Here is a 22,893-nt window from a genome sequence, read left to right on the forward strand (position 1 = left end):
CCACTCCCGTACCTGCCGGGAGTACGGTTTTCTGGACACGTGACCCACCCGCATAACCAACGGAAGGCAAATCCAGTGACCACATGGCTCATCACAGGCTGCTCCACCGGGCTCGGCAGGGCCCTCGCCCAGACCGTGCTCGCCCGCGGCCACAACGCCGTCGTCACCGCACGGAACGTCAACGCCGTGAAGGACATCGCGGCCGATTTCCCCGGCACCGCACTGGTCCTCCCCCTCGACGTCACCGACAAGGAACAGATCAGCTCGGCCGTGCAGCAGGCGCAGTCGCGGTTCGGCGGCATCGACGTCCTCGTCAATAACGCCGGCTACGGCTACCGCGCTGCCGTGGAAGAAGCGGACGACGCCGACATCCGCCAGCTGTTCGATACGAACCTTTTCGGCGCCGTCGACATGATCAAAGCAGTCCTGCCGGACATGCGCGCAAAGCGCGCGGGGGCGATCCTGAACATCTCCTCCATCGGCGCGCGCATCTCGCCGGCCGGCTCCGGCTACTACTCCGCCACCAAAGCGGCACTGGAGGGACTGTCAGGTTCGCTGCACAAGGAACTCCAGCCGCTCGGCATCAGTGTTACGGCCATTGAACCCGGCGCGTTCCGCACCGACTTCGCCGGCCGCTCACTCACGCAGTCGGCGACGGCGATTCCGGACTATGCGGAAACGGCTGGCAAGCGCCGCAAGGAGAACGACACCGTCCACGGGACCCAGCCCGGAGACCCCGGCAAGGCAGCGGAGGCGATCATCGCCGTCGTCGAAAGCCCGACCCCGCCGTCCCTGCTGGTCCTCGGCCAGGACGCATACGGTGCGTTTGCCGCCGTCGCCGATGCGCAGCGCGCGGAACTGGACCAGTGGCGGGAGCTGAGCCTCAGCACGGGCATCGACGAATAAGATCCGGCACGGTCACACCGTGCTTCTACAGCCAGCCACACACCCGTGTCCGATGCTTCAGGCCCGCCAGGCAGGGCCGACAGCTGCCCGCTACTCGGCGAACAAATCCGACGGCGCAGGTTCCTGCAAACCGCCGATGACTACTCGGAGCGGCGGAGCCGAGGGCCCGCTGCGGGCATGCGTTCCGGATCCTTACCACCTGCCCCGTTCTGCGAGCTCGTGTTCAGCTGCCATACGCATCTGCCTGAAATGGCGTCGGGCTTTGGGTGCCCGGCCCATGCCGGGAGCGTCGGCAGAGTCTTCCTTGTCGCTTGCCCACCGGCGCATCACTTCGACCTTTTCATCGCTTGCAGTACGCAGGTCCCGCTCAAAGTCAGCCAGGCCTTTCCACCACATGGTTGCCATGGAAACCTCCTTAGCCTCGCTGCGGGCAGCTGGCCCGCTACTCGGATTCGAAGCCGAGGCGGTCGCGGACGAGCTTCGCGACGACGGCGGCGTGCTGTTTGTTGTCCGCGCGGGCATCTGATTTCAGCGTCGCCAGATATGCGACGTACGCGGCAGTCCGGGTGTCATACGCTGCGGCGCGCGTTTCGAGCGCGAGGGCAAGGGTGGCGTGGGCCTGGGCCAGTCTGGTCTGCAGTTCGGCATCGACATCGGCGCCTGAGAGTGCTTGCTCTGCGGCGGAGAGAAGGGACCGTGCGACGTCGGCGTGCTCGTTCGCGGCACGCTGGCCAAGGTCGGGCTGCATTGGCTCTGCCTCTCTTTCGCTCGCGACGGGCGGACGCGAGATGTGGAGTAAGCCTAAATCACTATGTCCGTTCCTGTTGTGTACCTTCAGTCCGGTCGGGACACACCGGCTGCAATTTCTTCGACGGCCCCGACAAGCGCGGCCAGGGATTCCGGGCCTCCATGCCCCTCCTTCTCGACCACAATGAGATGGCTGTCCTCCCACCGCTGATGAAGCTTCCAGGGCGTGATGACGGGCCCGCTAACGTCTCTCCGGCCGTGAATGAGGTAGCCGGGAATTCCGTTGAGTTGATGGACCCTTTCCATGATGGCCTGCCCGCCAGTGAGGAAGCAGTCATGGGACCAGTAGTGTGTAACGAGAATGGCGCAGGTCATGCGCTTGCGGTCGTCGTCGAACATCGCGCCGGGCTGCCACAGCGGATCCAGTGAGATATGCGTCGACTCCCAACGGTCCCACGCCAAGGCTGCCGCGGCGGCGTCGTCCCGGTCCGGGCCCGCGAGGCGGCGGGTGTACGCATCCACGATTCGTTCCCCGGGCCGGCATCCGGCTCGGCTTGAGAACTCCGCCCACGCCTCCGGGAAGATCCGGCCCACGCCCTCGGTGATCCATTCGACTTCGTCGCGGCTCCCCGCAGTCACGGCCATCAGCGCGACTCCATGCACACGGTCGCGGTGCTGAAGGGCATATGCCAAGGCAAGCGTGCTACCCCAGGATGCCCCCGTGACAATCCACTTCCCAATACGGAGATGCGTCCGCACGGCTTCGATGTCCTCGATCAAGGTTTGAGTGGTGTTTGCGGACAAGGAGCTCAGGTTGTCCTGAACTGTCGGCGAACTTCTGCCGCAGCCGCGCTGATGTAACCCGACGGTCCAGAATCTTGAAGCATCATGGCGGGTCCGGTAGCCCTGACCGGGAGCAGCACCGGGACCGCCGTGGAGGTACAGCACGGGAATCCCGGCAGGGTTCCCTGACGTCTCCCAGTAAACTTCTGCCCCGCTAACTTTTACCCGTCCTTCATTTTCCCCAGTCATTCAACAAAGGCTACGAGAAGGACCCTGGCAAGGGTAGGGTCAGTGCAAGCGTCAGATTGTCGATGGGGGAACCGATGAGGCTTGACGGCCATGCCTGCGCGTTGACGGCTGCGGGTTCGAAGTCATCAATGGCTTGCGTGATCACCGGATCCCGTTCGGGACAATAGAGGACATCGAGGTTCGCTTCACCACGGTCATCTGGGCGGCGGGCAGGAAGTATGTCAGTTGGGGCGCCCCCACGCCGACTGCAGCGCTTGGAGCAGGCTTCCAGCATCTGAGCGATTTGAAGAGCCGCCCCTACAGCATTTTGCCGAGCAACGAGCGGATCAGCGAGCCCGAAGCGAAAACCGGACAGGACGCCGTCGTTGCCGCCTGGCACCATGCCCGCAGCGGCGGAATCGCCTGTGCGCGAGATAGTGTCACGTCAACGTGGAACAAGCCGGTGATCGCCGTCGGGATTCTTTCAGTTCTTGCGGTGGTCATCACCGCATCCCAGTAAGTGCAAGCGCACCGCCAGCCGGGCCGCGCGGCCCGGACGCCTCAGCTCCTTCCGGATCCAGCGGTAAGCTGTTCCGCATGGGGACGAGGAATAAGACCAAGGTATTTGCTGCTTTCGCAGGGCTTTTAGTGGCGGCGATATCGTTATTCGGCGCCCTCTGGGTGAACGGCAATATCCCGTTGCCAGCAGCCATCGCCACCTCCTTCATCCCGGGTGTCGCGACTTTTTTGGCGACAGGCCAGGGAGTCATGCGGAAACCGCGATAGCGACGCGCCGACAGCCTGTGACCGGCGTAGGTAGGCTCGCACGATGACGGACATTATGGTTCAGCACGCGTACGCCACTCGAGCAGCGGAGTACACGGCGCTGTTCGGGACAACTGACGCAGCCCATGAGGAGGATCAGCGGCTTATAGCCGGCTGGGGTAAATCCCTCCGTGGCCCAGCCATCGATGCAGGCTGCGGTCCGGGCCACTGGACGGCACTTCTCGCGAACCATGGTGCAGACGTTGAGGGCATCGATCTGGTTCCCATCTTCATCGACAAGGCGCGAAGCCGGTTTCCGGCGACACGGTTTCGGGTGGCAACACTCCGGGCGTTAGGAGTTCCGGACGGACGGCTGGCAGGCGTCCTCGCGTGGTATTCGTTGATCCATCTTGCGCCTGCTGAATTGCCCCTCGTTCTTGGTGAGTTTGCCCGTTGCGTGAAGCCGGAAGGCAGCATCCTTCTCGGATTCTTCGAGGGTCCCGCCGGCGAACCATTCCCGCACGCCGTCACGACCGCGTACTACTGGTCCGTGGGCGCAATGAGCCAGCACCTACTCGCCACAGGGTTTGAAGTTCAGGAAGTCCATGTCCGCACTGAACCGGAAAGTCGGCCGCACGTGGCAATAATCGCCGTCAGGACCACCCCGGAGGGTTAGCATGCCTGCGCCGGACGAGCGGATGCACTCCGTGGGTTCGCCTGCCGGACCTAGAGCCGAATGTGGCGGAACAGCGCCGCCGTGCCCATGCCGCCGGCGATGCTGATCATCGCCAGGGCGAGCTTTCCTTGGGCGGAGGGTGTTTGATTCGGTACCTGCCGGGCCTGCGCGAGCAGCCTCGTGACCAGCACGGCGCCGGACGCCCCGTAGGCGTGGCCCAAAGCCAGCGCCCCGCCGTCGGCGTTGGCCCGAAGGGAGTCGATCCCGAGGCGGTCCAGGCAGGCGATGGTCTGCGAGGCGAAAGCCTCGTTGAATTCCACGAGGTCCACTTCCGCGGCATCCACGGACTTAGCAGCCAGCAGGCGCGAGGCGGCGGACGTGGCACCGATGCCCAGCAGCTTCGGTTCCACCCCGGCGGTCTCCGTGCCGAGCACCACCAGGGCGTCGGCAGCGCCCAGTTCCCGGGCCCTGGCCAGCGAGGTGATGACGACGGCGGCTGCCCCGTCCGCGTCGAAGCACGAATTTCCGGCGGTGACAGTGCCGGATTCCACGAATGCCGCGGGGAACCGCGCCATCAGGGCTTCGCTGAGCTTGGGGCGGGGACCGTCGTCGGCCGTTATTGCCGCTGATCCAGAGTCGGCCGGCAGCGCCACTGTCTCCCGGGCGAACATGCCGGCGGCCTGCGCAGCCACCGCCCTGCGGTGGCTGCGCAGCGCAAACTCGTCCTGCCGCGCGCGGCTGATGCCGTACTCCCGGGCCACGTTCTCGGCCGCGACTCCCATGTCGGGGTCCCCGTGGCCGTGCGGCGCAAACTGTGCGCGGCTAAAGAAGGCGGCTTCGCCGTCGTCGTTCCGGTGTGCGCGCAGCGGTGCCGTGCTGATGCTTTCGACGCCGCCCGCAAGGTACGTGCCGCCGCCAGCTGCGACGAGCCGCGATGCGAGGACGACGGCGTCGAGGCCGGAGCCGCACTGCCGGTCTACGGTGAGGCCGGGAACGGTGACGGGCAGGCCAGCTTCAAGGGCCGCAAGCCGCGCGACGTTGCCGCCCGCGCCCACGGCGTTGCCGACGACGACGTCAGCCACCTCGCCCGCGTCCACACCCGTGTCAGTCAGCAGCGCGCTGAGGACCGGGGCCAGGAGCTCGTGGGAGCGCAGGTGCTTCAGCGCACCGTTCGCCCGGCAGATGGGCGTGCGCAGCGCCGCGATGATCACCGGTTGCCGGTCATCAGGCAGCTCGAGCTGCACGCCTGACGCCGTGCCCCTAGACGCCGCGCTCCTAGACAAGGTGCCGGACCCGGCTGTCGCGGGCCGCTATCCAGTCGAGCAGCAGCCGCCGGCTCACCTTTCCGCGGTCCGTTACTGGAAGCTCATCCAGGGCGTAGTACTGCAGCGGCCGCTTGTCCTTGGCCAGGACGTCCTCCAGTCCGGTTTTGAGCTGGGTGGCGGTGACTCCGCCGTGTGAGGGAACGATGCCGGCCACCACGCGCTGCCCGCGGAGGTCGTCGTCCATGCCCGCAGCGATGGCCGAGGCCACCCCGGGGACGGAGGACAGCGCCAGCTCGACCTCGTGGGGGTAGACGTTCTTGCCTGCGGTGATGATCATGTCCGCGCGCCGGCCGAGGATGTGCAGCACCCCGTCCGACAGGTAGCCCTGGTCCCCCACAGTGAACCAGCCGTCGAAGCAGCGCAGCGCCTGGCCGTCGTCGCCCCAGAGGTAGCCGTTGCTGACCATGCCGCTTTGGACGCTGATGTTGCCTGCGGCCCCGTCGGGGAGCCCGTTTCCCGAGTCGTCAAGGATCCGCACCTCGACGCCCGGGAACGGCCGGCCGATCGCGGTGCTCCCGGCAGAGAACGGCTCCCCTGCGGCCAGGCCGGCGCCGGAGACAAAACTGAGCTCCGACGCACCGTAGTACTCGAAGATGGTGGCGTGCGGGGCCCACCGGCGGGCCGCCTCCAGTGTGCGCGCATCCAGCTTTGAGCCCGCACAGATGATGGTCCGGACGCCCGATGCGTCCACGCAGCCCAGCAGCCCGCGTTCGCTGAGCAGCCGCAGCATGGTGGGCACCAGCACCAGCCGTGTGATGCCGTCATAAGTGATGGCGGCGTGGACGTCCCCGACGTCGAAAGATTCCAGGGTGTGGAACTCAGAACCGGCGTACAGGCATTCGGCCAAGGCGTACAGGTTGAGGCTGGCGGCCAACGGGCCCGGTGCGAGCGTTTTGTCCTGCTGGCTCAGCCCGAAAAATTCCATGGAGGCCTCGAACGACTGCTGCCAGGAGCGGCGCGAGCGGGTGAAGGCCTTGGGCACGGAGGTGGTGCCGGAGGTCAGGCCGATGAGGAACGAGGACGCCGGATCCCCGTCCGCCAGACCGGTGCCGGCGCTCCCCGGAAACGGGTCAGCGCCGCTGCCGTTGACACCGCTGCCGTTGACACTGCTGCCGTTGACACCACGGCCGTTGGGACCACTGCCCAGCCGCTGGACAATCTCGTCCTGCAGCGCGTGGGGCCAGGTGGGGTCCAAAACCGCGCACTCGCGGTCACCGGCGACGGCAGCGGCGAACTCAACGGCGAACTGGGTGGAGTTCGGTTGGGCGAGAACCGTGACACGGGCTGTACTGGAGGCTGTGGCGGCCTGCGCACCGTCGCGCAGTTCGGCCCAGCTGAGACGTTTTCCGGCCACGACGACGGCGGTGTCGTCGGGGCGTTCATCGGCCCAACGCTGAAGATTGTTGAGAAAAGGCATCGGACCAACTTTACCGGGCGGCACCCACCACGGCCTTGCTCCAAAGACTATTGTGACAACATGAGCTTCAATGACGGGGTCGAGCTGGACCCATCCCAGGTGGAAGACAGGCGTGGCGGCGGAGCTGGCCGCGGCGCGAAAATCGGCGGAGGCATCGGCGGCGGCGTCGTCCTGCTCCTTGCCGCCCTGTTCGGGATCAACCCGCAAATGCTGGGCCCACTCCTGGGCAGCGGCCAGGAACAGCCCGGCCAAAGCCAGGGAACGGCTCCGGCCGAGTGCAAACTTGGCTCCGATGCAGATCAGCGCCTCGACTGCCGCATCACCGGAACGGTCAACAGCCTGAATGCCTTCTGGCCCGCCTACCTCGCCGAGTACAACGTGAAGTACCCCCGGCCCAAGACTGTGCTGTTCGAGGGCGGCACGCGCACCGGCTGCGGTGCAGCCACGTCCGAAGTTGGCCCGTTCTACTGCCCGGCGGACACCACCGCCTACTTCGATCCAGGGTTCTTCCAGGACCTCGTCACCCGCTTCGGCTCCTCCGGCGGGCCCCTGGCCCAGGAATATGTGGTGGCCCATGAGTTCGGCCACCACATCCAGAACATCCTCGGCGACCTGGACAAGGCGCAGCAGGATCCGCAGGGCGCGGAATCCGGCGCGGTCCGGGTGGAGTTGCAGGCCGACTGCTATGCAGGGCTTTGGACCCGGTACGCCACCACGCAGAAGGACCCAAAGACCGGCAAGCCCTTCCTTGAGCCGCTCAAGCAGCAGGACCTGAACGACGCGCTCTCGGCAGCCTCCGCAGTCGGCGACGACCGGATCCAGAAGGCCGCCACGGGCCGCGTCACGCCGGAGGGCTGGACCCACGGTTCCAGCGCCCAGCGGCAGAAGTGGTTCTACCAGGGCTACAAGACCGGCGACATCAACCAGTGCGACACGTTCAGCGCGGCAACACTTTGAACCCCTGGGCCCACGCCTGGGCCCACGCTACCGAGGGGCCCCAATCGAGCTTGCGAGATTGGGGAGGTAGTGGGGAGGGTTCCCTGGCCGAGCTTGCGAGGTTAGGGGGCCGGTGGGGACGACGACGGCCGGTCACCTTCGTGAAGAAGGCGACCGGCCGTCGTCGTACTTTGGGATCAGATGTTGAAGCCGAGGGCCCGCATCTGGTCCTTGCCGTCGTCGGTGATCCGCTCCGGACCCCATGGCGGCATCCATACCCAGTTCAGGCGCCAGTCATCCACGACGCCGTCAAGCGCCTTGCCGACCTGCTCCTCGAGCACGTCGGTCAGCGGGCAGGCCGCCGTAGTGAGGGTCATGTCGATCAGCAGGGCGCCGTCGTCCTCCGAGTACTTGAGGCCGTACAGCAGGCCCAAGTCCACGATGTTAACCCCGAGCTCGGGGTCGATGACGTCCTTGAGTGCCTCTTCGACATCCTCCAGCCCGGTGCGGGCTGCGTCGATTTCGGTCATGGTCAGTCAGTCCTAACTAGGCCTGGACCGCTGCGGCAGCCGCGGCGGTTCCGGCAGCACCGGCGTAGCGGTCGTAGCCTTCTTCTTCCAGGCGGTCGGCCAGTTCCGGGCCGCCCTCTTCCACAACCTGGCCGTTCACGAACACGTGCACGAAGTCAGGCTTGATGTAGCGCAGGATGCGGGTGTAGTGCGTGATGAGCAGCGTGCCCATGTTGCCGGTGGCGTGCGCACGGTTGACGCCTTCGGAGACAACCTTGAGGGCGTCCACGTCCAGGCCGGAGTCGGTCTCGTCGAGCACAGCGAACTTCGGCTTGAAGAGTTCCAGCTGCAGGATCTCCACGCGCTTCTTCTCACCGCCGGAGAAGCCTTCGTTGACGTTGCGCTGTGCGAAGTCGGCGTCGATGCGCAGCTGCTGCATGGCGTCCTTGACGTCCTTGGTCCAGGTGCGCAGCTTGGGTGCCTCACCGTCGATGGCAGTCTTGGCGGTCCGCAGGAAGTTGGTCATGGTGACACCCGGAACCTCAACCGGGTACTGCATGGCGAGGAAGACGCCGGCGCGGGCGCGCTCGTCAACGCTCATGGCCAGCACGTCTTCGCCGTCCAGGGTGATGGTGCCGCCGGTGACGTTGTACCGGGGGTGGCCGGCGATGGTGGAGGCCAGCGTGGACTTGCCGGAGCCGTTGGGGCCCATGATGGCGTGGGTCTCACCGGTGCGGATGGTCAGGCTGACGCCCTTCAGGATCTCCTTGGTGCCCTGCTCGGTGTCGATGCTGACGTGCAGGTCCTTGATCTCAAGAGTAGACATGTGTCTTGTTCTCCTCTGCACCTGCCGTTGTGTCGGCGGTGCGGTCTTTGGTCTGGAAGTTATTAAGTTCTGCTTCAGGCCCGGCCGGGCTTCAGCGTGGGCTGCGGATTAGCTGAAGTTCGGCGCTTCGGCGCCGTTCAGGACGTTGGTGGTGTCCACGTAGACGCCGTCTCCGTGGATCTCCACCGCGAACACCGGAACGGGGTCGTAGGCAGGCAGCTGCAGGGGTTCGCCGGAGCGCAGGTCGAACTGGGAGCCGTGGCCCCAGCACTCGATGGCGCAGCCCTCCACCTCGCCCTCGGAAAGCGAGATGTCGGCGTGCGAGCACGTATCACCGATTGCGTGGATCTCTCCCATCGAGTCCTTGACGATCGCGACCGGGTAGTCGTCGATCAGGATCCGTAGGGCCTGCTTGGGCTGGATCTCGTTTGCGTTGCAGACGAGTTCGCCCTTTGGCTGTTCAGTCATCCGTTGTCCTGTGCTGTAGTTTCCGGCTGGTTGGGCCGGGCCCGGTCCGTAGGGTCAGTTCTCGTTGGCGACGAGCTCGCGCTCGACTTCCGCGGTCAGGCGCTCTTCGAGTGCCGGAACCTTGATCTGCTGGATGATCTCGTTGAGGAAGCCGCGCACGACGAGCCGCCGGGCCACGTCTTCGGGAATGCCGCGGGCCATCAGGTAGAACAGGTGCTCGTCGTCGAAACGTCCGGTGGAGCTGGCGTGGCCGGCACCCTCGATGAGGCCCGTCTCGATTTCGAGGTTGGGCACGGAGTCCGCGCGGCAGCCGTCGGTGAGCACCAGGTTCTGGTTCTTCTCGTACGAGTCGGTGCCCAGGGCCTGCTTCTGGATCAGCACGTCGCCCACCCAGACGGTGTGCGCGTTCTTGCCCTGCAGGGCGCCCTTGTAGAGCACGTTGGACTTGCAGTTGGCCACGTTGTGGTCAACGAAGGACCGGTGCTCCAGGTGCTGGCCGGCGTCGGCGAAGTAGAGGCCCAGCAGCTCGGCCTCGGCGCCCTCACCGGAGAAGCGGACGTTGGAGTTCAGGCGTACCACGGAACCGCCAAGGGAAACGGCGATGTGCTTGTAGACGGCGTCCTTGCCCACCTGGGCGTCGTGCTGGCCCAGGTGCCGAGCGTCGTCTTCCCAGAGCTGCACGGAAATCACGGTGAGGTGCGCGCCGTCGCCGACGATCACTTCCAGGTTGCCGTTGTGGTCCGCCGCGCCAGTGTGTTCCACGATGACGACGCTGCGGGAGTTGGCGCCGGCTTCCAGCACGAAGTGTGCGTTGGAGCGGCGGCCTGCGCCCGCACCGTCGACCAGGATGCGCACCGGCTCAGCCGGTTCGGCGTCGGCCGGGATGACCACGTGCAGGGCCTCATCCGTGTTGGCGGAGGCGACGACGGCGGCCCGGTCGGCCGGGGCCAGGACGGTGCCGCGCGGGGCGGCTCCCTGTGCCAGGCTGCCGCGGACGTAGCCTTCGGGGGCTTCCACGGTGAACGCGGCCGCGTCGCCATCCGTGGCTGCGTCCGAGAACAGGTTGGCCAGTCCGCGGACCGGGGTGAAGCGCCATTCCTCTTCACGGCCGGTGGGCAGCGCGAAGTCGGCGACGTCGAAGCTCGTGAGCCGTTCGGCGCGCGAAGACATGACGGTGACGCCGTGGTTGTGGCTGTGGTCCACCTTGGCGGAGACCAGGCCCTCGCCTTCCTCGGTGAAACCTGCGATGGAAGGCGCCCCGATGCGGGCCTTTTCAGTAGTAATTTCGGCAGTCATTAACCGACGGATCCTTCCATCTGGAGTTCAATGAGGCGGTTCAGCTCGAGGGCGTATTCCATCGGCAGCTCGCGGGCGATCGGCTCGATGAAGCCGCGCACGATCATGGCCATGGCTTCGTCTTCGCGCATGCCGCGGGACATGAGGTAGAAGAGCTGCTCCTCGGAGACGCGCGAGACGGTTGCCTCGTGCCCCAGCTGCACGTCATCCTCGCGGATGTCGATGTACGGGTAGGTGTCCGAGCGGCTGATGGTGTCCACCAGCAGCGCGTCGCAGCGCACCGTGTTCGCGGAGTGCTTGGCACCCTCGCGGATCTGGACCAGGCCACGGTAGGCCGCGCGTCCGCCGCCGCGGGCAACGGACTTGGAGATGATGGAGCTCTTCGTGTTCGGCGCGATGTGCACCATCTTGGAGCCGGTGTCCTGGTGCTGGCCCTCGCCGGCGAACGCGATGGACAGGGTCTCACCCTTGGCGTGCTCGCCCGTGAGGTAGACGGCCGGGTACTTCATGGTGACCTTGGAGCCGATGTTGCCATCGATCCACTCCATGGTGCCGCCCTCTTCGCAGATGGCGCGCTTGGTCACGAGGTTGTACACGTTGTTGGACCAGTTCTGGATGGTGGTGTACCGGACGCGGGCGCCCTTCTTGACCACGATCTCGACGACGGCCGAGTGCAGCGAGTCCGAGGTGTAGATCGGCGCCGTGCAGCCTTCGATGTAGTGGACGTAGGAGTCCTCGTCGGCGATGATCAGCGTGCGCTCGAACTGGCCCATGTTTTCCGTGTTGATGCGGAAGTAAGCCTGCAGCGGGATGTCGACGTGCACGCCCTTGGGCACGTACACGAAGGAACCGCCGGACCATACGGCCGTGTTCAGCGAGGCGAACTTGTTGTCGCCCACCGGGATGATGGTGCCGAAGTACTCCTGGAAGATCTCCGGGTGCTCGCGCAGCGCGGTGTCCGTGTCCAGGAAGATGACGCCCTGGGCCTCAAGGTCCTCGCGGATCTGGTGGTACACGACCTCGGACTCGTACTGGGCTGCCACACCGGAGACCAGGCGGCTGCGCTCAGCTTCCGGAATGCCGAGCTTCTCGTACGTGTTGCGGATGTCCTCGGGCAGGTCCTCCCAGGAAGCGGCCTGCTTCTCGGTGGAGCGCACAAAGTACTTGATGTTGTCGAAGTCGATGCCGGACAGGTCCGCGCCCCAGGTGGGCATGGGCTTGCGGTCAAAGTACTTCAGACCCTTCAGGCGCAGGTCCAGCATCCATTCCGGCTCACTCTTTTTGGCCGAGATGTCGCGGACCACGTCCTCGTTGAGGCCGCGGCGGGCGTTAGCGCCGACGTCGTTCTTGTCGGCCCAGCCGTACTCATAGGTTCCGATGCCGTGCAGCTCGGGATTCTTCTCCAGAATCTCGGCGATAACACCAGGCTCGGCAACCTTCTTCTCTGATAGTTGGTCCGTCATCACGGCCTTTCTTGCAGATGGTTGGATACTTCGTTCAGGTTGTCCGGCTGGCTGCCGGCGGCCTGCGCCACCGACACGGCCGGACGGCCTGTGGGTATGTGGGTGGTGCAGACGTGTCCCCCGCGGGCGAGCGTGGAAAGCCTGCGGACATCGACACCAACGAGGCGCGAAAACATTTCCGTTTCCGCGTCGCAGAACACGGGAAACTGGGTGGCCAGCTGCTGGATGGGGCAATGGCCCTGGCACAGCTGGACGCTGGACAGCGCCGCCGGCAGCGGGGCCTTGGCTTCAATGGACGCAGTGGAAGCGACGAAGCCGTCCCGGGACAGGGCGGCGGACAGGGCCTGCGCACGGGCCGTGATGTCCGTTCCGGCGGCTTCCACCTCGGGGGCGTAGCGGCGTTCCATCTCCGCAAAACGCTCGACGGCGAACTGGCGGACGGCTTCGTCCCCCGCCATCACGCCGAGCTGCTTGAGCGCCAGGGTGGCAATGTTCAGGTAATCGTCGCCCAGTGAGGACTGGCCCTGGGAGCTGAGGACGTAGCGGCGGGCGGGGCGGCCGGCACCGGCGCCTGCGCGGGCCACGCGCTTGACCTCGATCACGCCGGCGCGGGACAGGTGGTCCAGGTGGCGGCGTACGGCGGCCGGTGTGAAACCGAGGAGGTCACCCAGTTCGGCTGCGCTGACCGGCCCGTGCTCCAGGACGGCGCTGAGGACGCGGTCACGCGTGCGCTCGTCGGCGTCGGCCACTGCCGGCACGGACGCCAGGGCAGCACGCTTTTCACCGCGCGGTGCACCTGTCGGCGCACTCTGCCCGGCCAATGGCACGGAAGTGGTGTTGGTCATGGAATACACAACACAATCATGTCGTAATTTATTGCGGTGTTCCAGTAAGGCAAGGCTGACCTGAGCCCGGTGGCTGCGCCGGTCAGGCGGCAGTACGCCGGCTCACCAGTGACAGTACTACTTCACGTAGAATGCTGGGGTGCGATCCCCCAAATCCCCCGTGTTGACCATCGACGGGCTCATCAAGGACGTCGGTCCGCTGCCCACCCTCGATGGCAAGATGCTCAGGGTGGTGAGTGACGTCTCACTCATCGCCGGCCGCGGCGAGGTCACGGCGCTGCTCGGTGCCAACGGCGCCGGCAAGACTACCACCATAGAATGCGCGCAGGGGCTCCAGAAGCGCACGGGCGGAAGTATTACGCTGCTCGGCTCGGATCCCGGCACCGCCGGTGCGGAACTGCGCGCCCGCGTCGGCGTCATGCTCCAGGACGGCGGCCTCCCGCCGTCGGCCCGTCCCATCCCCCTGCTCCGGCACATTGCCGGCATGTACCGCAATCCCAGGCCGCTGGATGAGCTGGTGCAGCGGCTGGGCATCGACACCTTCAGCAGGACCAATGTCCGCAGGCTCTCCGGCGGACAGAAGCAGCGACTCGCTCTCGCCGCCGCCCTGATCGGCAACCCCGAGGTCCTGTTCCTGGACGAACCCAGCGCCGGGCTGGACCCGCAGTCCCGCCAGTTGGTCTTCGACCTGATCGCGGAACTCCGGGACAGCGGGATGGGGATCATCCTCACCACCCACCTCATGGATGATGCACAGCGGCTGGCCGACTACGTGTACATCATCGACGCCGGCAGGAACGTTGCGGAGGGCACCGTTGCCCAGCTGCTGCAGCACAACATGCCCGAGACGCCCCACAGGGACCATGTCCGGACGCTGCACTTCGAAGCACTGCCGGGACTGGACTTCACCGGCGTTCTGGCGGCCGAAATCGAGGTCCGCGAGACGCGTTCCGGCAGTTACACGGCCACCGGCGCGCTGACCCCTGAGGACCTCGCAGCGCTGACCGCCTGGTGGGCACACCACGGCATCATGCCGGGCTCGCTGAGCATGGAGGCGCGGAGCCTCGAAGACGTATTCCTTGACATTTCCGGAAGGGAAATCCGATGACGACAGCCACGGGCAGCACTCCCGCTCCCCTGCTCCGCCGGATCCTGCTGCAGGGTAAATACGAGGCCGCGACCATGCTCCGGAACGGCGAGCAGCTGATCCTCGCGGTGGTCCTGCCCCTTCTTGCCCTGATCGGGCTCACGGTCACCCCGCTGCTCGACGGCATGGGGGACAGCCGGGTCAATGTCGCGGTCCCGGGCATCCTAGCGCTGTGTGCCATGTCCACTGCGTTCACCGGGCAGGGCATCGCCACGGGCTTCGACCGGCGGTATGGAGTGCTGCGGTTCCTGTCCACCACGCCGCTGGGACGGGCCGGCCTCATCGCCGGGAAGATCCTCGCCGTCCTGGCCGTCCTGGTGATCCAGGTGGTCATCGTCGCCGCCGTCGCCTTCCCGCTCGGATGGCGCCCCGATCTGCTGGGCGTGCTGCCCGGCCTTTGCATGCTGGTGCTGGGCGCGGCCGCGTTCACCGCACTGGGGCTGCTGGTGGCGGGCACTGTCCGGCCCGAAGCCACGCTGGCCATCACCAACCTGCTGTGGATCCTGCTCGGCGCCCTGGGCGGCATCGTCATCCCCATGCAGCGGCTGCCGGAGCTCGCCCAGAACACCGTTCACCTGCTGCCGTCCGGGTCCCTCGGCGAAGGGCTGCGGGACGCCTTCCTGCACGGCGCCGTCAACGGCAACGCTGTCCTTGTCCTGCTGATGTGGACGGTTCTCGCCGGCGCAGCAGCCATCCGCTGGTTCAAATGGAATTGAGAATAACGTGAGTACGGCTTCGCGCCTCCCCCAGTTCGTCGGCCGCCTGGCATCCAAGCTTCCGGTCACCGTCGATTCGACCGTCCGCCGCCTTGCCGTGCTGTCCCTGATCGGGCAGACGGTCCTGGTGGTCACCGGCGGCGCCGTCCGACTGACCGCCTCGGGCCTTGGCTGCCCCACCTGGCCCAGGTGCACGAACAATTCTCTGGTGAATACCCCCGAGATGGGCATCCACGGCTTCATCGAGTTCGGGAACCGGCTCTTGACGTTTGCCCTGGCCGCCGTCGCGGCACTCATGCTCGTCTACTTGTGGAACCTGCGCAAGGAGCGCAAGGACCTGTTCCTGCTGGCCCTGGGCCTGCTGGCGAGCATCCCTGCGCAGGCCATCATTGGCGGCATCACTGTGCTGACCCAGCTGAATCCCTGGGTTGTCGGGCTGCATTTCCTGGTGTCCATGGCCCTGGTGGTTTTTGCCACACTGCTGGTCAACCGTGCGTACGGCAGGACGGGCGGGTTCCGCACCCGTCCCCTCACCGCCCTGCCTGGGGTCCTGCGGCCAGTGATGACCGCCGTCGCGCTGTTCTCCGCGATCGCCGTCATGCTGGGCGTCGTGGTGACCGGCGCCGGACCGCACGCGGGGGACGCCAATGCGCCCCGGAACGACCTGGACTGGGACCTCTTCTCGCACATCCATGCCGTGCCCGCCTACCTGGTCACCGCCGGCACGCTGCTCGCCGTCTACTTCGTGTTCCGCCGCGGCATTGCGGGGACGTTCCGGTCGGCCGTGCTGATGCTCCTCGGCGTGACGGTGCTGCAGGCCGTCATCGGGTTCACGCAGTACTACAACGGCATTCCCGCGCTCCTCGTGGGCGCGCACATGCTGGGCGCGGCCCTGCTCATGAGCGCGGCAACCAACGCGGCCGACATCGCCCGCTCCAGCCCCGTCAGGTAGCTCTTCCCGGGCGCTTCCCCAGGCCAACGCTTTCTCAGGTCCCGTCGCGTTTTTCCTGACGCGTCTTCACCTCCCGTCGCGTTTTTCCTGACGCGTCCTCAGGTCCTGCCGCTTCACTCCCGTCGCTTCCTCAGGTCCTGCCGCCCTTTCACCCTATGCTTGCATCTCGCTGCTTCGGGTGAGACAAGAAATGCTCCCTCACCTGAGTGAGGGAGCATTTCTACATTTCAGCGCAGGACCTGAGGACGCGTCGCAGGGAAACCCGCAGGAGGTGAGGAAGCGTCGCAGGGGAACCTGCAGGAGGTGACGACGCGTTGGGGGAAAACCTGCAGGAGGTGAGGACGCGTTGGGGGTAAACCTGCCGGATGTGACGACGCGTTGGGGGAAAACCTGCAGGAGGTGAGGAAGCGTCGCAGGGAAACCTGCAGGACCTGAGGACGCGTTTTGCCTTGTGGGTTAGCCCATGATCGGCGAGCCGACGAACGGGTCGACGGCCAGCGCGATGAAGAGGAGGGTCAGGTAGCTGATGGAGCCGTGGAAGACCTTCATGGCGCCCTTGTCGGAGAGGTCCCCACCCTGCGCCCGGTTGTAGAGGGCGTGGGACTCGTACAGGAACCAGGCACCGGCCAGTACCGCAACGGCGGTGTACACCCAGCCGGCGCTGCCGGCCGGGATCATGAGCAGCGAGCAGGCAACCATGGCCCAGGCGTACAGGACCACCTGGACGGACACGACCTTGGCGCCGGCGATGGCACCGAGCATCGGCACGTTGGCGTTGCGGTAGTCCTCGCCGTAGCGCATGGACAGCGGCCAGTAGTGCGGCGGGGTCCAAAGGAAGATCACCATGAACAGGACGATGGCCGGCCACTCGACCGTGTTGGTCACGGCGGACCAGGCGATCAGCACGGGGAAACAGCCCGCGGCGCCGCCCCAGACGATGTTCTGGGCCGTGCGGCGCTTGAGAATCATCGTGTAGATGACCACGTAGAAGACGATGGCACCCAGTCCGAGCCAGGCGGAAAGCGGGTTCGCGCCGAACCAGAGGATGGCGATGGCCGCGGCGCCCAGCAGCCACGCAAAGATCAAGGCCTCGCGGGGCGTGACCTCACCGGTGACCAGGGGCCGCTTCTCGGTGCGGTGCATCAGCTTGTCGATGTCGCGGTCGATGTAGCAGTTGAAGGCACCCGCGCTGCCAGCGGCGAAGGCGCCGCCCACGAGGGTGGCCAAGATGAGGCCGAGTGACGGGAAGCCACGCTGGGCGTAAATCATGGTGGGCAGGGTGCTGACCAGCAGGAGTTCAATGACCCTGGGCTTGGTGAGTGCAAGGTACGCCTTCGCCTTGCGGGCTAGTCCGGCTCTTCCGTGGACCCGGGAAGAGGTCAGCGGCGTATCTGTTGTGCTCACGTGGCAGTCACTCTGTTTCTGTCTGGCTGTTTATCTGATCGGTGCGCCCGGACACGCGGTCCGGACCGATTCCTCACCGGCGGCTGACGGGGCTGTCATCTGCGCACTAGAACCCGCCCGGCCCGCCGGTGGCCTCCCGATATCATACCGCGGTCCCGCATGGATCGCTGGCATCGGCTTGTGACGGCAAATCACTGAAAATGATTCGTTCGTGCTTGCTTCAATCACATTAACGCAGCCTCACCGCACGGATGATTCACAAAAGAGAAATTGCGTCCAACTGGTGAGATTTTGGCCGCCCGAAGTGTGGAATGGAGCTAAGCTGTCTGCAGATCAGCGCACACTGGAAGACGGGCAAGAAACCGCATTCCAGACCGTCCGGCGACTGAATGAAGATCAACGTTTCAATGGTGAACGGCTGGTAGGCACAAATGCAGCGGGCACCAATTATGCCCTGCCGCTGTGTGTCATTACCGCTTGCCGTTTAACACAGAGAGGGGCCCGGATTCCGTGGCACATGTGAAAGAGCAAGAACTGACCTGGACCGACCTCGACCAGCGCGCCGTTGACACCGTGCGTGTCCTGGCCGCGGACGCCGTGGAGAAGGTGGGCAACGGCCACCCCGGTACCGCGATGAGCCTGGCGCCGGCCGCATACCTCCTGTTCCAGAAGCTGATGCGGCACGACCCGAAGAACCCGGACTGGATCGGCCGCGACCGTTTCGTCCTCTCCCCCGGCCACACGTCCCTGACGCTGTACATCCAGCTGTTCCTCTCCGGCTACGGCCTGGAACTGAAGGACCTGGAAGCACTGCGCACCTGGGGCTCCCTCACCCCGGGCCACCCCGAGTACAAGCACACCGCCGGCGTGGAGATCACCACCGGGCCGCTGGGTCAGGGCCTGGCCTCCTCCGTGGGCTTTGCGTACTCCCAGCGCCGCCAGCGCGGCCTGTTCGACGCCGACGCCGCCCCCGGCACCAGCCCGTTCGACCACACCATCTGGGTGATCGCTTCCGACGGCGACCTCCAGGAAGGTGTGACCTCCGAGGCCTCCTCCCTCGCCGGCCACCAGGAGCTCGGCAACCTCGTGGTCATCTACGACGAGAACCACATCTCCATCGAGGACGACACCGATATCGCCTTCACCGAGGATGTCCTGAAGCGTTACGAGGCCTACGGCTGGCACGCCCAGCGCGTTGACTGGACCAAGACCGGCGACTACAAGGAAGACGTCCAGGAGCTGTACTCGGCACTTCTGGCCGCCAAGGCTGAAACCTCCAAGCCGTCCATCATTTCGCTGCGCACCATCATCGGCTACCCGGCCCCGAAGAAGCAGAACACCGGCAAGATCCACGGCTCCGCCCTGGGTTCGGAAGAAGTGGCAGCACTGAAGAACGTCCTCGGCTTCGACCCCGAGAAGTCCTTCGAGGTGGACGAGGACGTGCTGGCCCACGCCCGCGCCGTCGTCGACCGCGGTGCCCACGCACGCAAGGAATGGGAAGAAGCCTTCTCCGCCTGGCAGTCCGCCAACCCGGAAGGTGCTGCCCTGCTGGAGCGCGTGGAAGCCCGCCAGCTGCCCACCGAGCTCGACGGCGTTCTCCCGGTCTTCCCGGCTGGCAAGGACGTCTCCACCCGCGCCGCGTCCGGCAAGGTCCTGAACGCCATCGGCCCGGTCATGCCGGAACTCTGGGGCGGCTCGGCCGACCTCGCCGAGTCGAACAACACCACGATCGAGGGCTCGCCGTCGTTCGTTCCCGCGGGCAAGCAGACCAACGCATGGTCCGGCAACCCGTACGGACGCGTCCTGCACTTCGGTATCCGTGAGCACGCCGCCGCTTCGATCGTGAACGGCATCAGCCTGCACGGCAAGACCCGCGCGTTCTCCGGCACGTTCCTGATCTTCAGCGACTACCAGCGTCCGGCCATCCGCCTCGGCGCCCTCATGGGCGTGCCGTCCCTGTACGTTTGGACGCACGACTCCATCGGCCTCGGCGAGGACGGCCCGACGCACCAGCCGGTGGAGCAGCTCGCTTCGCTGCGAGCCATCCCGGGTCTCGACGTCGTCCGTCCGGGCGATGCCAACGAGGTCGCGGCAGCGTGGAAGACCATGCTGGAGAACCACGAGAACCCGGCCGGCATCGTCCTGACCCGCCAGAACATCCCCACGTACGAGCGTGGCGAGGGCGCGGCCGAGGGTGACACGTTCGGCTCGACCGCAGGCGTCGCCAAGGGCGGTTACGTCCTGGCCGAGGCGTCCAAGGACGGCAAGACCGTGGACGCGCAGGTCATCCTGATCGGCACCGGCTCGGAAGTCCAGCTGGCCGTGCAGGCCCGCGAAGCACTGCAGGCCGAAGGCATCGCCGCCCGCGTGGTGTCCATGCCGTGCGTCGAGTGGTTCAACAAGCAGGACGCCGCCTACCGCGAGGCAGTCCTGCCCGCAGCGGTCAAGGCCCGCGTTTCGGTTGAAGCCGGTCTGTCCCAGGGTTGGCGCGAGTTCGTCGGCGACGCCGGCCGCTCCATCAGCCTCGAGCACTACGGCGCATCCGCCGACTACAAGCGCCTGTTCCAGGAATTCGGCATCACGGCAGAAGCTGTTGCCGCCGCCGCCAAGGATTCCCTCGCCGGACTCCAGTCCTGACAGCACCCCCACAGTTCAAGGAGATTAGAAATGACTAGCACTCCCACCCAGCAGCTTTCCGACGCCGGCGTTTCCATCTGGCTCGATGACCTCTCCCGGGGCCGTCTGAAGACCGGAACGCTGCAGAAGCTGATCGAAGAGAAGAACGTTGTTGGTGTCACCACGAACCCCAGCATCTTCCACGCCGCCATCACCTCCGGCACGGACTACGACGCCACCATCGCGGCCCAGGCCGCTGCCGGCGCCTCCATCGAAGAGACCATCTTCGAAATCACGACGACGGACGTCGCCGACGCCTGCGACCTCTTCGCCCCGATTGCCGCGGCAACCAAGGGTGTTGACGGCCGTGTCTCCATCGAGGTGGACCCCCGACTCGCGTGGGACACCGCCGGCACCATCGCCGAAGCGAAGCACCTCTACAAGAAGGTCAACCGCGACAACGTGCACATCAAGATCCCGGCCACGCTGGAGGGCCTGGAAGCCATCACGGCAACCCTGGCCGAGGGCATCAGCGTCAACGTGACCCTGATCTTCTCGCTGGAGCGCTACCGCGCCGTCATCAACGCCTTCCAGAGCGGTCTGGAGCAGGCCAGGGACAACGGCCACGACCTGTCCAAGATCCACTCCGTCGCCTCCTTCTTCGTCTCCCGCGTGGACACGGAAATCGACAAGCGCCTGGACGCGATCGGCACCGAGGAAGCCAAGGCCCTCAAGGGCAAGGCCGGCGTTGCCAATGCCCGCCTCGCCTACCAGGTCTACGAGGAGCTCTTCTCCACCGAGCGCTGGGCCGTGCTGGCCGAAGCCGGCGCACTGCCGCAGCGCCCGCTGTGGGCTTCTACCGGCGTGAAGGACCCGGCTTACCCCGACACCCTCTACGTCACCGAGCTCGTTGCCCCTCACGTCGTGAACACCATGCCGGAGAAGACCCTGGACGCCACGTTCGACCACGGCGTGGTCACGGGCGACACCGTCACCAACGGCTACGATGAAGCGAACGCCACCCTCAACGCCCTTGATGCCCTCGGTGTGTCCTACAACGAGGTCGTTGCCCTGCTGGAATCCGAAGGCCTGGACAAGTTTGTTGCCAGCTGGAAGGAACTCCTGGCAGACGTCGAAGGCGCCCTCGCCACCGCACGGAAGGCTTCCTAACCCAACATGAGCACACTCAGCTACGACGCCACCGGTTCCGCCCGGAAGGCTCTTGAGCAGCACCTGCCCGCCCTCGTGGAAGACCGCGTCGCCACCCGGATCTTCGCCAAGGACCACACCCTGTGGGGTCCCGATGCGGAAGCCGAGTCGGCCATCCGCCTCGGCTGGGTCGAGGCGGCCACCGTCTCCCGGCCCCTGGTGGACGGCATCCTGGAGCTCCGCGATGCCCTGAAAGCGGAGGGTGTTACCCGCATTGCCCTCTGCGGCATGGGCGGCTCCTCGCTTGCTCCTGAGGTCATCGCCGGCACCGCTGGCGTCGAGCTGACTGTGCTGGACAGCACCGACCCCGAACAGGTCGGTGCTGCCCTCGCGGACCGCCTCGCTGAAACCGCCATCGTGGTTTCCTCGAAGTCCGGTTCAACACTGGAAACCGATTCGCAGCGGCGGATCTTCGAGCACGCCTTCACGGAGGCCGGCCTCGATGCGAAGAGCCGGATCATCGTGGTCACCGATCCCGGGTCCCCGCTGGACAAGGCCTCACGCGAGGCCGGCTACCGTGCGGTCTTCAACGCGGACCCGAACGTGGGCGGACGTTACTCGGCGCTGACGGCCTTCGGGCTCGTCCCGTCCGGTCTGGCCGGCGTGGACATCGCAGCCCTGCTGGACGAGGCTGAAGAAGCCGCGGAGATCCTGAACGAGGACGCTCCCGAGAACATCGGGCTGGTCCTGGGGGCCGCGCTGGGCGGCACCAACCCGCTGCGCGACAAGATCGTCATCGCGGAGGACGGCTCCGGCATCGTGGGATTCGCTGACTGGGCCGAACAGCTCATCGCTGAGTCCACGGGCAAGCTCGGCACCGGCGTCCTGCCGGTTGTCGCCGGCCCGGACGCCCCGGAAGTCACTTCCGGCGCTGAAGACGTCCTGGTGGTCCGCCTCGTCAGCACGGACGCCGACGTCGAACTCGGCGAGAACGAAGTTGCCATTGCCGGCGGCCTCGCCTCGCAGATGATGGTGTGGGAGTTCGCCACCGCTGTGGCCGGGCGTCTCCTGGGCATCAACCCGTTTGACCAGCCCGACGTGGAAGCCGCCAAGGTGGCTGCCCGTGGCCTGCTGGACGCCCAGCCGGAACCGACGCCGGCCAACTTTACCGACGGTGCCATCGAGGTCCGCGGCGGAGAATGGCTCGGCGACGCCGGCTCAGCAACCGACGCGGTCTCCGCGTTGCTGGCACAGCTGGGCAGCGACGGCTACCTGAGCGTCCAGGCCTACTTCGACCGCCTGGCCTACGCCCAGCTCGAGGGCGTCCGGGACGAACTTGCCGCCGTGAGCGGCCGGCCTGTTACCTTCGGCTGGGGGCCCCGGTTCCTGCACTCCACCGGCCAGTTCCACAAGGGCGGCCCGGCGATCGGTGTCTTCCTGCAGGTCACAGCGGCGTCTGCCACGGACCTCGCCATTCCGGACCGTCCGTTCACGTTCGGTGAGCTGATCACGGCCCAGGCTGCCGGCGACGCTCAGGTACTGAGCGAACACGGCCGGCCGGTGCTGCGCCTGCACCTCACCGACCGGGCAGCGGGCGTTGCCCAGCTGCAGGAGATCGTTTCGTCGCTTGCCGGCAAGGCAACGTCCGCCACTGAGAGCTAAGGCCCTGAATTAACCATGCCAGATACTTTGAACGGCAGAAGGTCAGCGGGCCGGTCC

The 22,893-nt window shown here is 66.2% G+C and carries 22 protein-coding genes; 10 read left to right on the forward strand and 12 right to left on the reverse strand.

Annotated features, from left to right (window positions below):
* Positions 1-75: 75 nt before the first annotated feature.
* Positions 76-906, forward strand: a complete 831-nt coding sequence (locus tag ACTHQX_RS16635) for an oxidoreductase (RefSeq protein WP_440159041.1) — start codon at positions 76-78, stop codon at positions 904-906.
* Positions 907-1,098: 192 nt separating this feature from the next.
* Here the strand turns inward: ACTHQX_RS16635 and ACTHQX_RS16640 are convergent, their stop codons facing one another.
* From ACTHQX_RS16640 to ACTHQX_RS16650, 3 genes are all read right to left on the reverse strand, one after another.
* Positions 1,099-1,311 carry a hypothetical protein gene (locus ACTHQX_RS16640; protein ID WP_440159040.1) on the reverse strand — a complete coding sequence of 71 codons (213 nt, stop codon included), beginning with the start codon at positions 1,309-1,311 and terminating at the stop codon, positions 1,099-1,101.
* Between the two features lie 37 nt (positions 1,312-1,348).
* Entirely contained in the window at positions 1,349-1,654 is a 306-nt protein-coding gene (locus ACTHQX_RS16645; protein WP_111904026.1) for a hypothetical protein, read from the reverse strand.
* Positions 1,655-1,740: 86 nt separating this feature from the next.
* Positions 1,741-2,685, reverse strand: a complete 945-nt coding sequence (locus ACTHQX_RS16650) for an alpha/beta fold hydrolase (RefSeq protein ID WP_440159039.1) — start codon at positions 2,683-2,685, stop codon at positions 1,741-1,743.
* 133 nt (positions 2,686-2,818) lie between these two features.
* On the opposite strand from ACTHQX_RS16650, the gene ACTHQX_RS16655 reads away from it, so the two are divergent.
* Positions 2,819-3,184, forward strand: coding sequence for a hypothetical protein (locus ACTHQX_RS16655; protein WP_440159038.1), 366 nt, complete (start codon positions 2,819-2,821; stop codon positions 3,182-3,184).
* 309 nt (positions 3,185-3,493) lie between these two features.
* Positions 3,494-4,105, forward strand: coding sequence for a class I SAM-dependent methyltransferase (locus ACTHQX_RS16660; protein ID WP_440159037.1), 612 nt, complete (start codon positions 3,494-3,496; stop codon positions 4,103-4,105).
* A 50-nt stretch (positions 4,106-4,155) separates the two neighbouring features.
* Here ACTHQX_RS16660 and ACTHQX_RS16665 read toward each other — a convergent pair whose 3' ends face one another.
* Positions 4,156-5,349, reverse strand: a complete 1,194-nt coding sequence (locus tag ACTHQX_RS16665) for a thiolase family protein (RefSeq protein ID WP_440159036.1) — start codon at positions 5,347-5,349, stop codon at positions 4,156-4,158.
* Between the two features lie 31 nt (positions 5,350-5,380).
* Complete coding sequence (locus ACTHQX_RS16670; protein ID WP_440159035.1) at positions 5,381-6,847, reverse strand: class I adenylate-forming enzyme family protein; 1,467 nt, start codon at positions 6,845-6,847, stop codon at positions 5,381-5,383.
* A 60-nt stretch (positions 6,848-6,907) separates the two neighbouring features.
* On the opposite strand from ACTHQX_RS16670, the gene ypfJ reads away from it, so the two are divergent.
* The gene (ypfJ, locus tag ACTHQX_RS16675; protein ID WP_236803310.1) at positions 6,908-7,804 is read left to right on the forward strand and encodes a KPN_02809 family neutral zinc metallopeptidase; all 897 of its coding nucleotides are present in this window, start codon (positions 6,908-6,910) and stop codon (positions 7,802-7,804) included.
* Positions 7,805-7,980: 176 nt separating this feature from the next.
* Here the strand turns inward: ypfJ and ACTHQX_RS16680 are convergent, their stop codons facing one another.
* The 6 genes from ACTHQX_RS16680 to ACTHQX_RS16705 all read right to left on the reverse strand — a co-directional run bounded on the left by ACTHQX_RS16680 (position 7,981) and on the right by ACTHQX_RS16705 (position 13,199).
* Entirely contained in the window at positions 7,981-8,313 is a 333-nt protein-coding gene (locus tag ACTHQX_RS16680) for a metal-sulfur cluster assembly factor (protein ID WP_102973549.1), read from the reverse strand.
* A gap of 16 nt (positions 8,314-8,329) precedes the next feature.
* Positions 8,330-9,118, reverse strand: a complete 789-nt coding sequence (gene sufC / locus ACTHQX_RS16685) for a Fe-S cluster assembly ATPase SufC (protein ID WP_440159034.1) — start codon at positions 9,116-9,118, stop codon at positions 8,330-8,332.
* Positions 9,119-9,226: 108 nt separating this feature from the next.
* The gene (locus ACTHQX_RS16690; RefSeq protein WP_111904019.1) at positions 9,227-9,586 is read right to left on the reverse strand and encodes a non-heme iron oxygenase ferredoxin subunit; all 360 of its coding nucleotides are present in this window, start codon (positions 9,584-9,586) and stop codon (positions 9,227-9,229) included.
* A gap of 54 nt (positions 9,587-9,640) precedes the next feature.
* On the reverse strand, positions 9,641-10,882 hold the full coding sequence (gene sufD / locus ACTHQX_RS16695; protein ID WP_440159033.1) for a Fe-S cluster assembly protein SufD: 1,242 nt from the start codon (positions 10,880-10,882) through the stop codon (positions 9,641-9,643).
* A complete protein-coding gene (gene sufB, locus ACTHQX_RS16700; RefSeq protein WP_236803307.1) occupies positions 10,882-12,345 on the reverse strand; it encodes a Fe-S cluster assembly protein SufB in 1,464 nt (487 codons plus the stop codon). The genes sufD and sufB overlap by 1 nt, the downstream gene beginning before the upstream one ends.
* The gene (locus ACTHQX_RS16705; protein ID WP_440159031.1) at positions 12,345-13,199 is read right to left on the reverse strand and encodes a helix-turn-helix transcriptional regulator; all 855 of its coding nucleotides are present in this window, start codon (positions 13,197-13,199) and stop codon (positions 12,345-12,347) included. The genes sufB and ACTHQX_RS16705 overlap by 1 nt, the downstream gene beginning before the upstream one ends.
* A gap of 130 nt (positions 13,200-13,329) precedes the next feature.
* Between ACTHQX_RS16705 and ACTHQX_RS16710 the strand changes: the two genes are divergently transcribed.
* Genes ACTHQX_RS16710 through ACTHQX_RS16720 form a run of 3 tightly spaced genes read left to right on the forward strand, consistent with a single transcriptional unit; the run spans position 13,330 to position 16,005 of the window.
* Positions 13,330-14,298: an ABC transporter ATP-binding protein gene (locus tag ACTHQX_RS16710; protein WP_440159030.1), complete on the forward strand. Its 969-nt coding sequence runs from the start codon at positions 13,330-13,332 to the stop codon at positions 14,296-14,298.
* Positions 14,295-15,053, forward strand: coding sequence for an ABC transporter permease (locus tag ACTHQX_RS16715; RefSeq protein ID WP_440159028.1), 759 nt, complete (start codon positions 14,295-14,297; stop codon positions 15,051-15,053). The genes ACTHQX_RS16710 and ACTHQX_RS16715 overlap by 4 nt, the downstream gene beginning before the upstream one ends.
* A 7-nt stretch (positions 15,054-15,060) precedes the next feature.
* Positions 15,061-16,005: a COX15/CtaA family protein gene (locus ACTHQX_RS16720; protein WP_440159027.1), complete on the forward strand. Its 945-nt coding sequence runs from the start codon at positions 15,061-15,063 to the stop codon at positions 16,003-16,005.
* Positions 16,006-16,461: 456 nt separating this feature from the next.
* Here ACTHQX_RS16720 and ACTHQX_RS16725 read toward each other — a convergent pair whose 3' ends face one another.
* Positions 16,462-17,409 carry a heme o synthase gene (locus ACTHQX_RS16725; RefSeq protein WP_236803302.1) on the reverse strand — a complete coding sequence of 316 codons (948 nt, stop codon included), beginning with the start codon at positions 17,407-17,409 and terminating at the stop codon, positions 16,462-16,464.
* Positions 17,410-17,928: 519 nt separating this feature from the next.
* On the opposite strand from ACTHQX_RS16725, the gene tkt reads away from it, so the two are divergent.
* Genes tkt through ACTHQX_RS16740 form a run of 3 tightly spaced genes read left to right on the forward strand, consistent with a single transcriptional unit; the run spans position 17,929 to position 22,836 of the window.
* Positions 17,929-20,046, forward strand: a complete 2,118-nt coding sequence (gene tkt / locus ACTHQX_RS16730) for a transketolase (RefSeq protein ID WP_236809302.1) — start codon at positions 17,929-17,931, stop codon at positions 20,044-20,046.
* A 30-nt stretch (positions 20,047-20,076) separates the two neighbouring features.
* Positions 20,077-21,195, forward strand: a complete 1,119-nt coding sequence (gene tal / locus ACTHQX_RS16735; protein WP_236803301.1) for a transaldolase — start codon at positions 20,077-20,079, stop codon at positions 21,193-21,195.
* A gap of 6 nt (positions 21,196-21,201) precedes the next feature.
* The gene (locus ACTHQX_RS16740; protein ID WP_236803300.1) at positions 21,202-22,836 is read left to right on the forward strand and encodes a glucose-6-phosphate isomerase; all 1,635 of its coding nucleotides are present in this window, start codon (positions 21,202-21,204) and stop codon (positions 22,834-22,836) included.
* Positions 22,837-22,893 lie beyond the last annotated feature (57 nt).

This window comes from Arthrobacter sp. SAFR-023 (genome assembly GCF_051965295.1).
GTDB lineage: Bacteria > Actinomycetota > Actinomycetes > Actinomycetales > Micrococcaceae > Arthrobacter.

Bases quoted from the DNA above. Each gene is read 5' to 3' on its own strand.
- sufB (WP_236803307.1), bottom strand. From the start codon at position 12,345: ATGACGGACCAACTATCAGAGAAGAAGGTTGCCGAGCCTGGTGTTATC.
- ACTHQX_RS16660 (WP_440159037.1), top strand. From the start codon at position 3,494: ATGACGGACATTATGGTTCAGCACGCGTACGCCACTCGAGCAGCGGAG.
- ACTHQX_RS16740 (WP_236803300.1), top strand. From the start codon at position 21,202: ATGAGCACACTCAGCTACGACGCCACCGGTTCCGCCCGGAAGGCTCTT.
- ACTHQX_RS16640 (WP_440159040.1), bottom strand. From the start codon at position 1,311: ATGGCAACCATGTGGTGGAAAGGCCTGGCTGACTTTGAGCGGGACCTG.
- sufC (WP_440159034.1), bottom strand. From the start codon at position 9,118: ATGTCTACTCTTGAGATCAAGGACCTGCACGTCAGCATCGACACCGAG.
- sufD (WP_440159033.1), bottom strand. From the start codon at position 10,882: ATGACTGCCGAAATTACTACTGAAAAGGCCCGCATCGGGGCGCCTTCC.
- ACTHQX_RS16645 (WP_111904026.1), bottom strand. From the start codon at position 1,654: ATGCAGCCCGACCTTGGCCAGCGTGCCGCGAACGAGCACGCCGACGTC.
- tal (WP_236803301.1), top strand. From the start codon at position 20,077: ATGACTAGCACTCCCACCCAGCAGCTTTCCGACGCCGGCGTTTCCATC.
- ACTHQX_RS16670 (WP_440159035.1), bottom strand. From the start codon at position 6,847: ATGCCTTTTCTCAACAATCTTCAGCGTTGGGCCGATGAACGCCCCGAC.
- ypfJ (WP_236803310.1), top strand. From the start codon at position 6,908: ATGAGCTTCAATGACGGGGTCGAGCTGGACCCATCCCAGGTGGAAGAC.
- ACTHQX_RS16715 (WP_440159028.1), top strand. From the start codon at position 14,295: ATGACGACAGCCACGGGCAGCACTCCCGCTCCCCTGCTCCGCCGGATC.
- ACTHQX_RS16690 (WP_111904019.1), bottom strand. From the start codon at position 9,586: ATGACTGAACAGCCAAAGGGCGAACTCGTCTGCAACGCAAACGAGATC.
- ACTHQX_RS16650 (WP_440159039.1), bottom strand. From the start codon at position 2,685: ATGACTGGGGAAAATGAAGGACGGGTAAAAGTTAGCGGGGCAGAAGTT.
- ACTHQX_RS16680 (WP_102973549.1), bottom strand. From the start codon at position 8,313: ATGACCGAAATCGACGCAGCCCGCACCGGGCTGGAGGATGTCGAAGAG.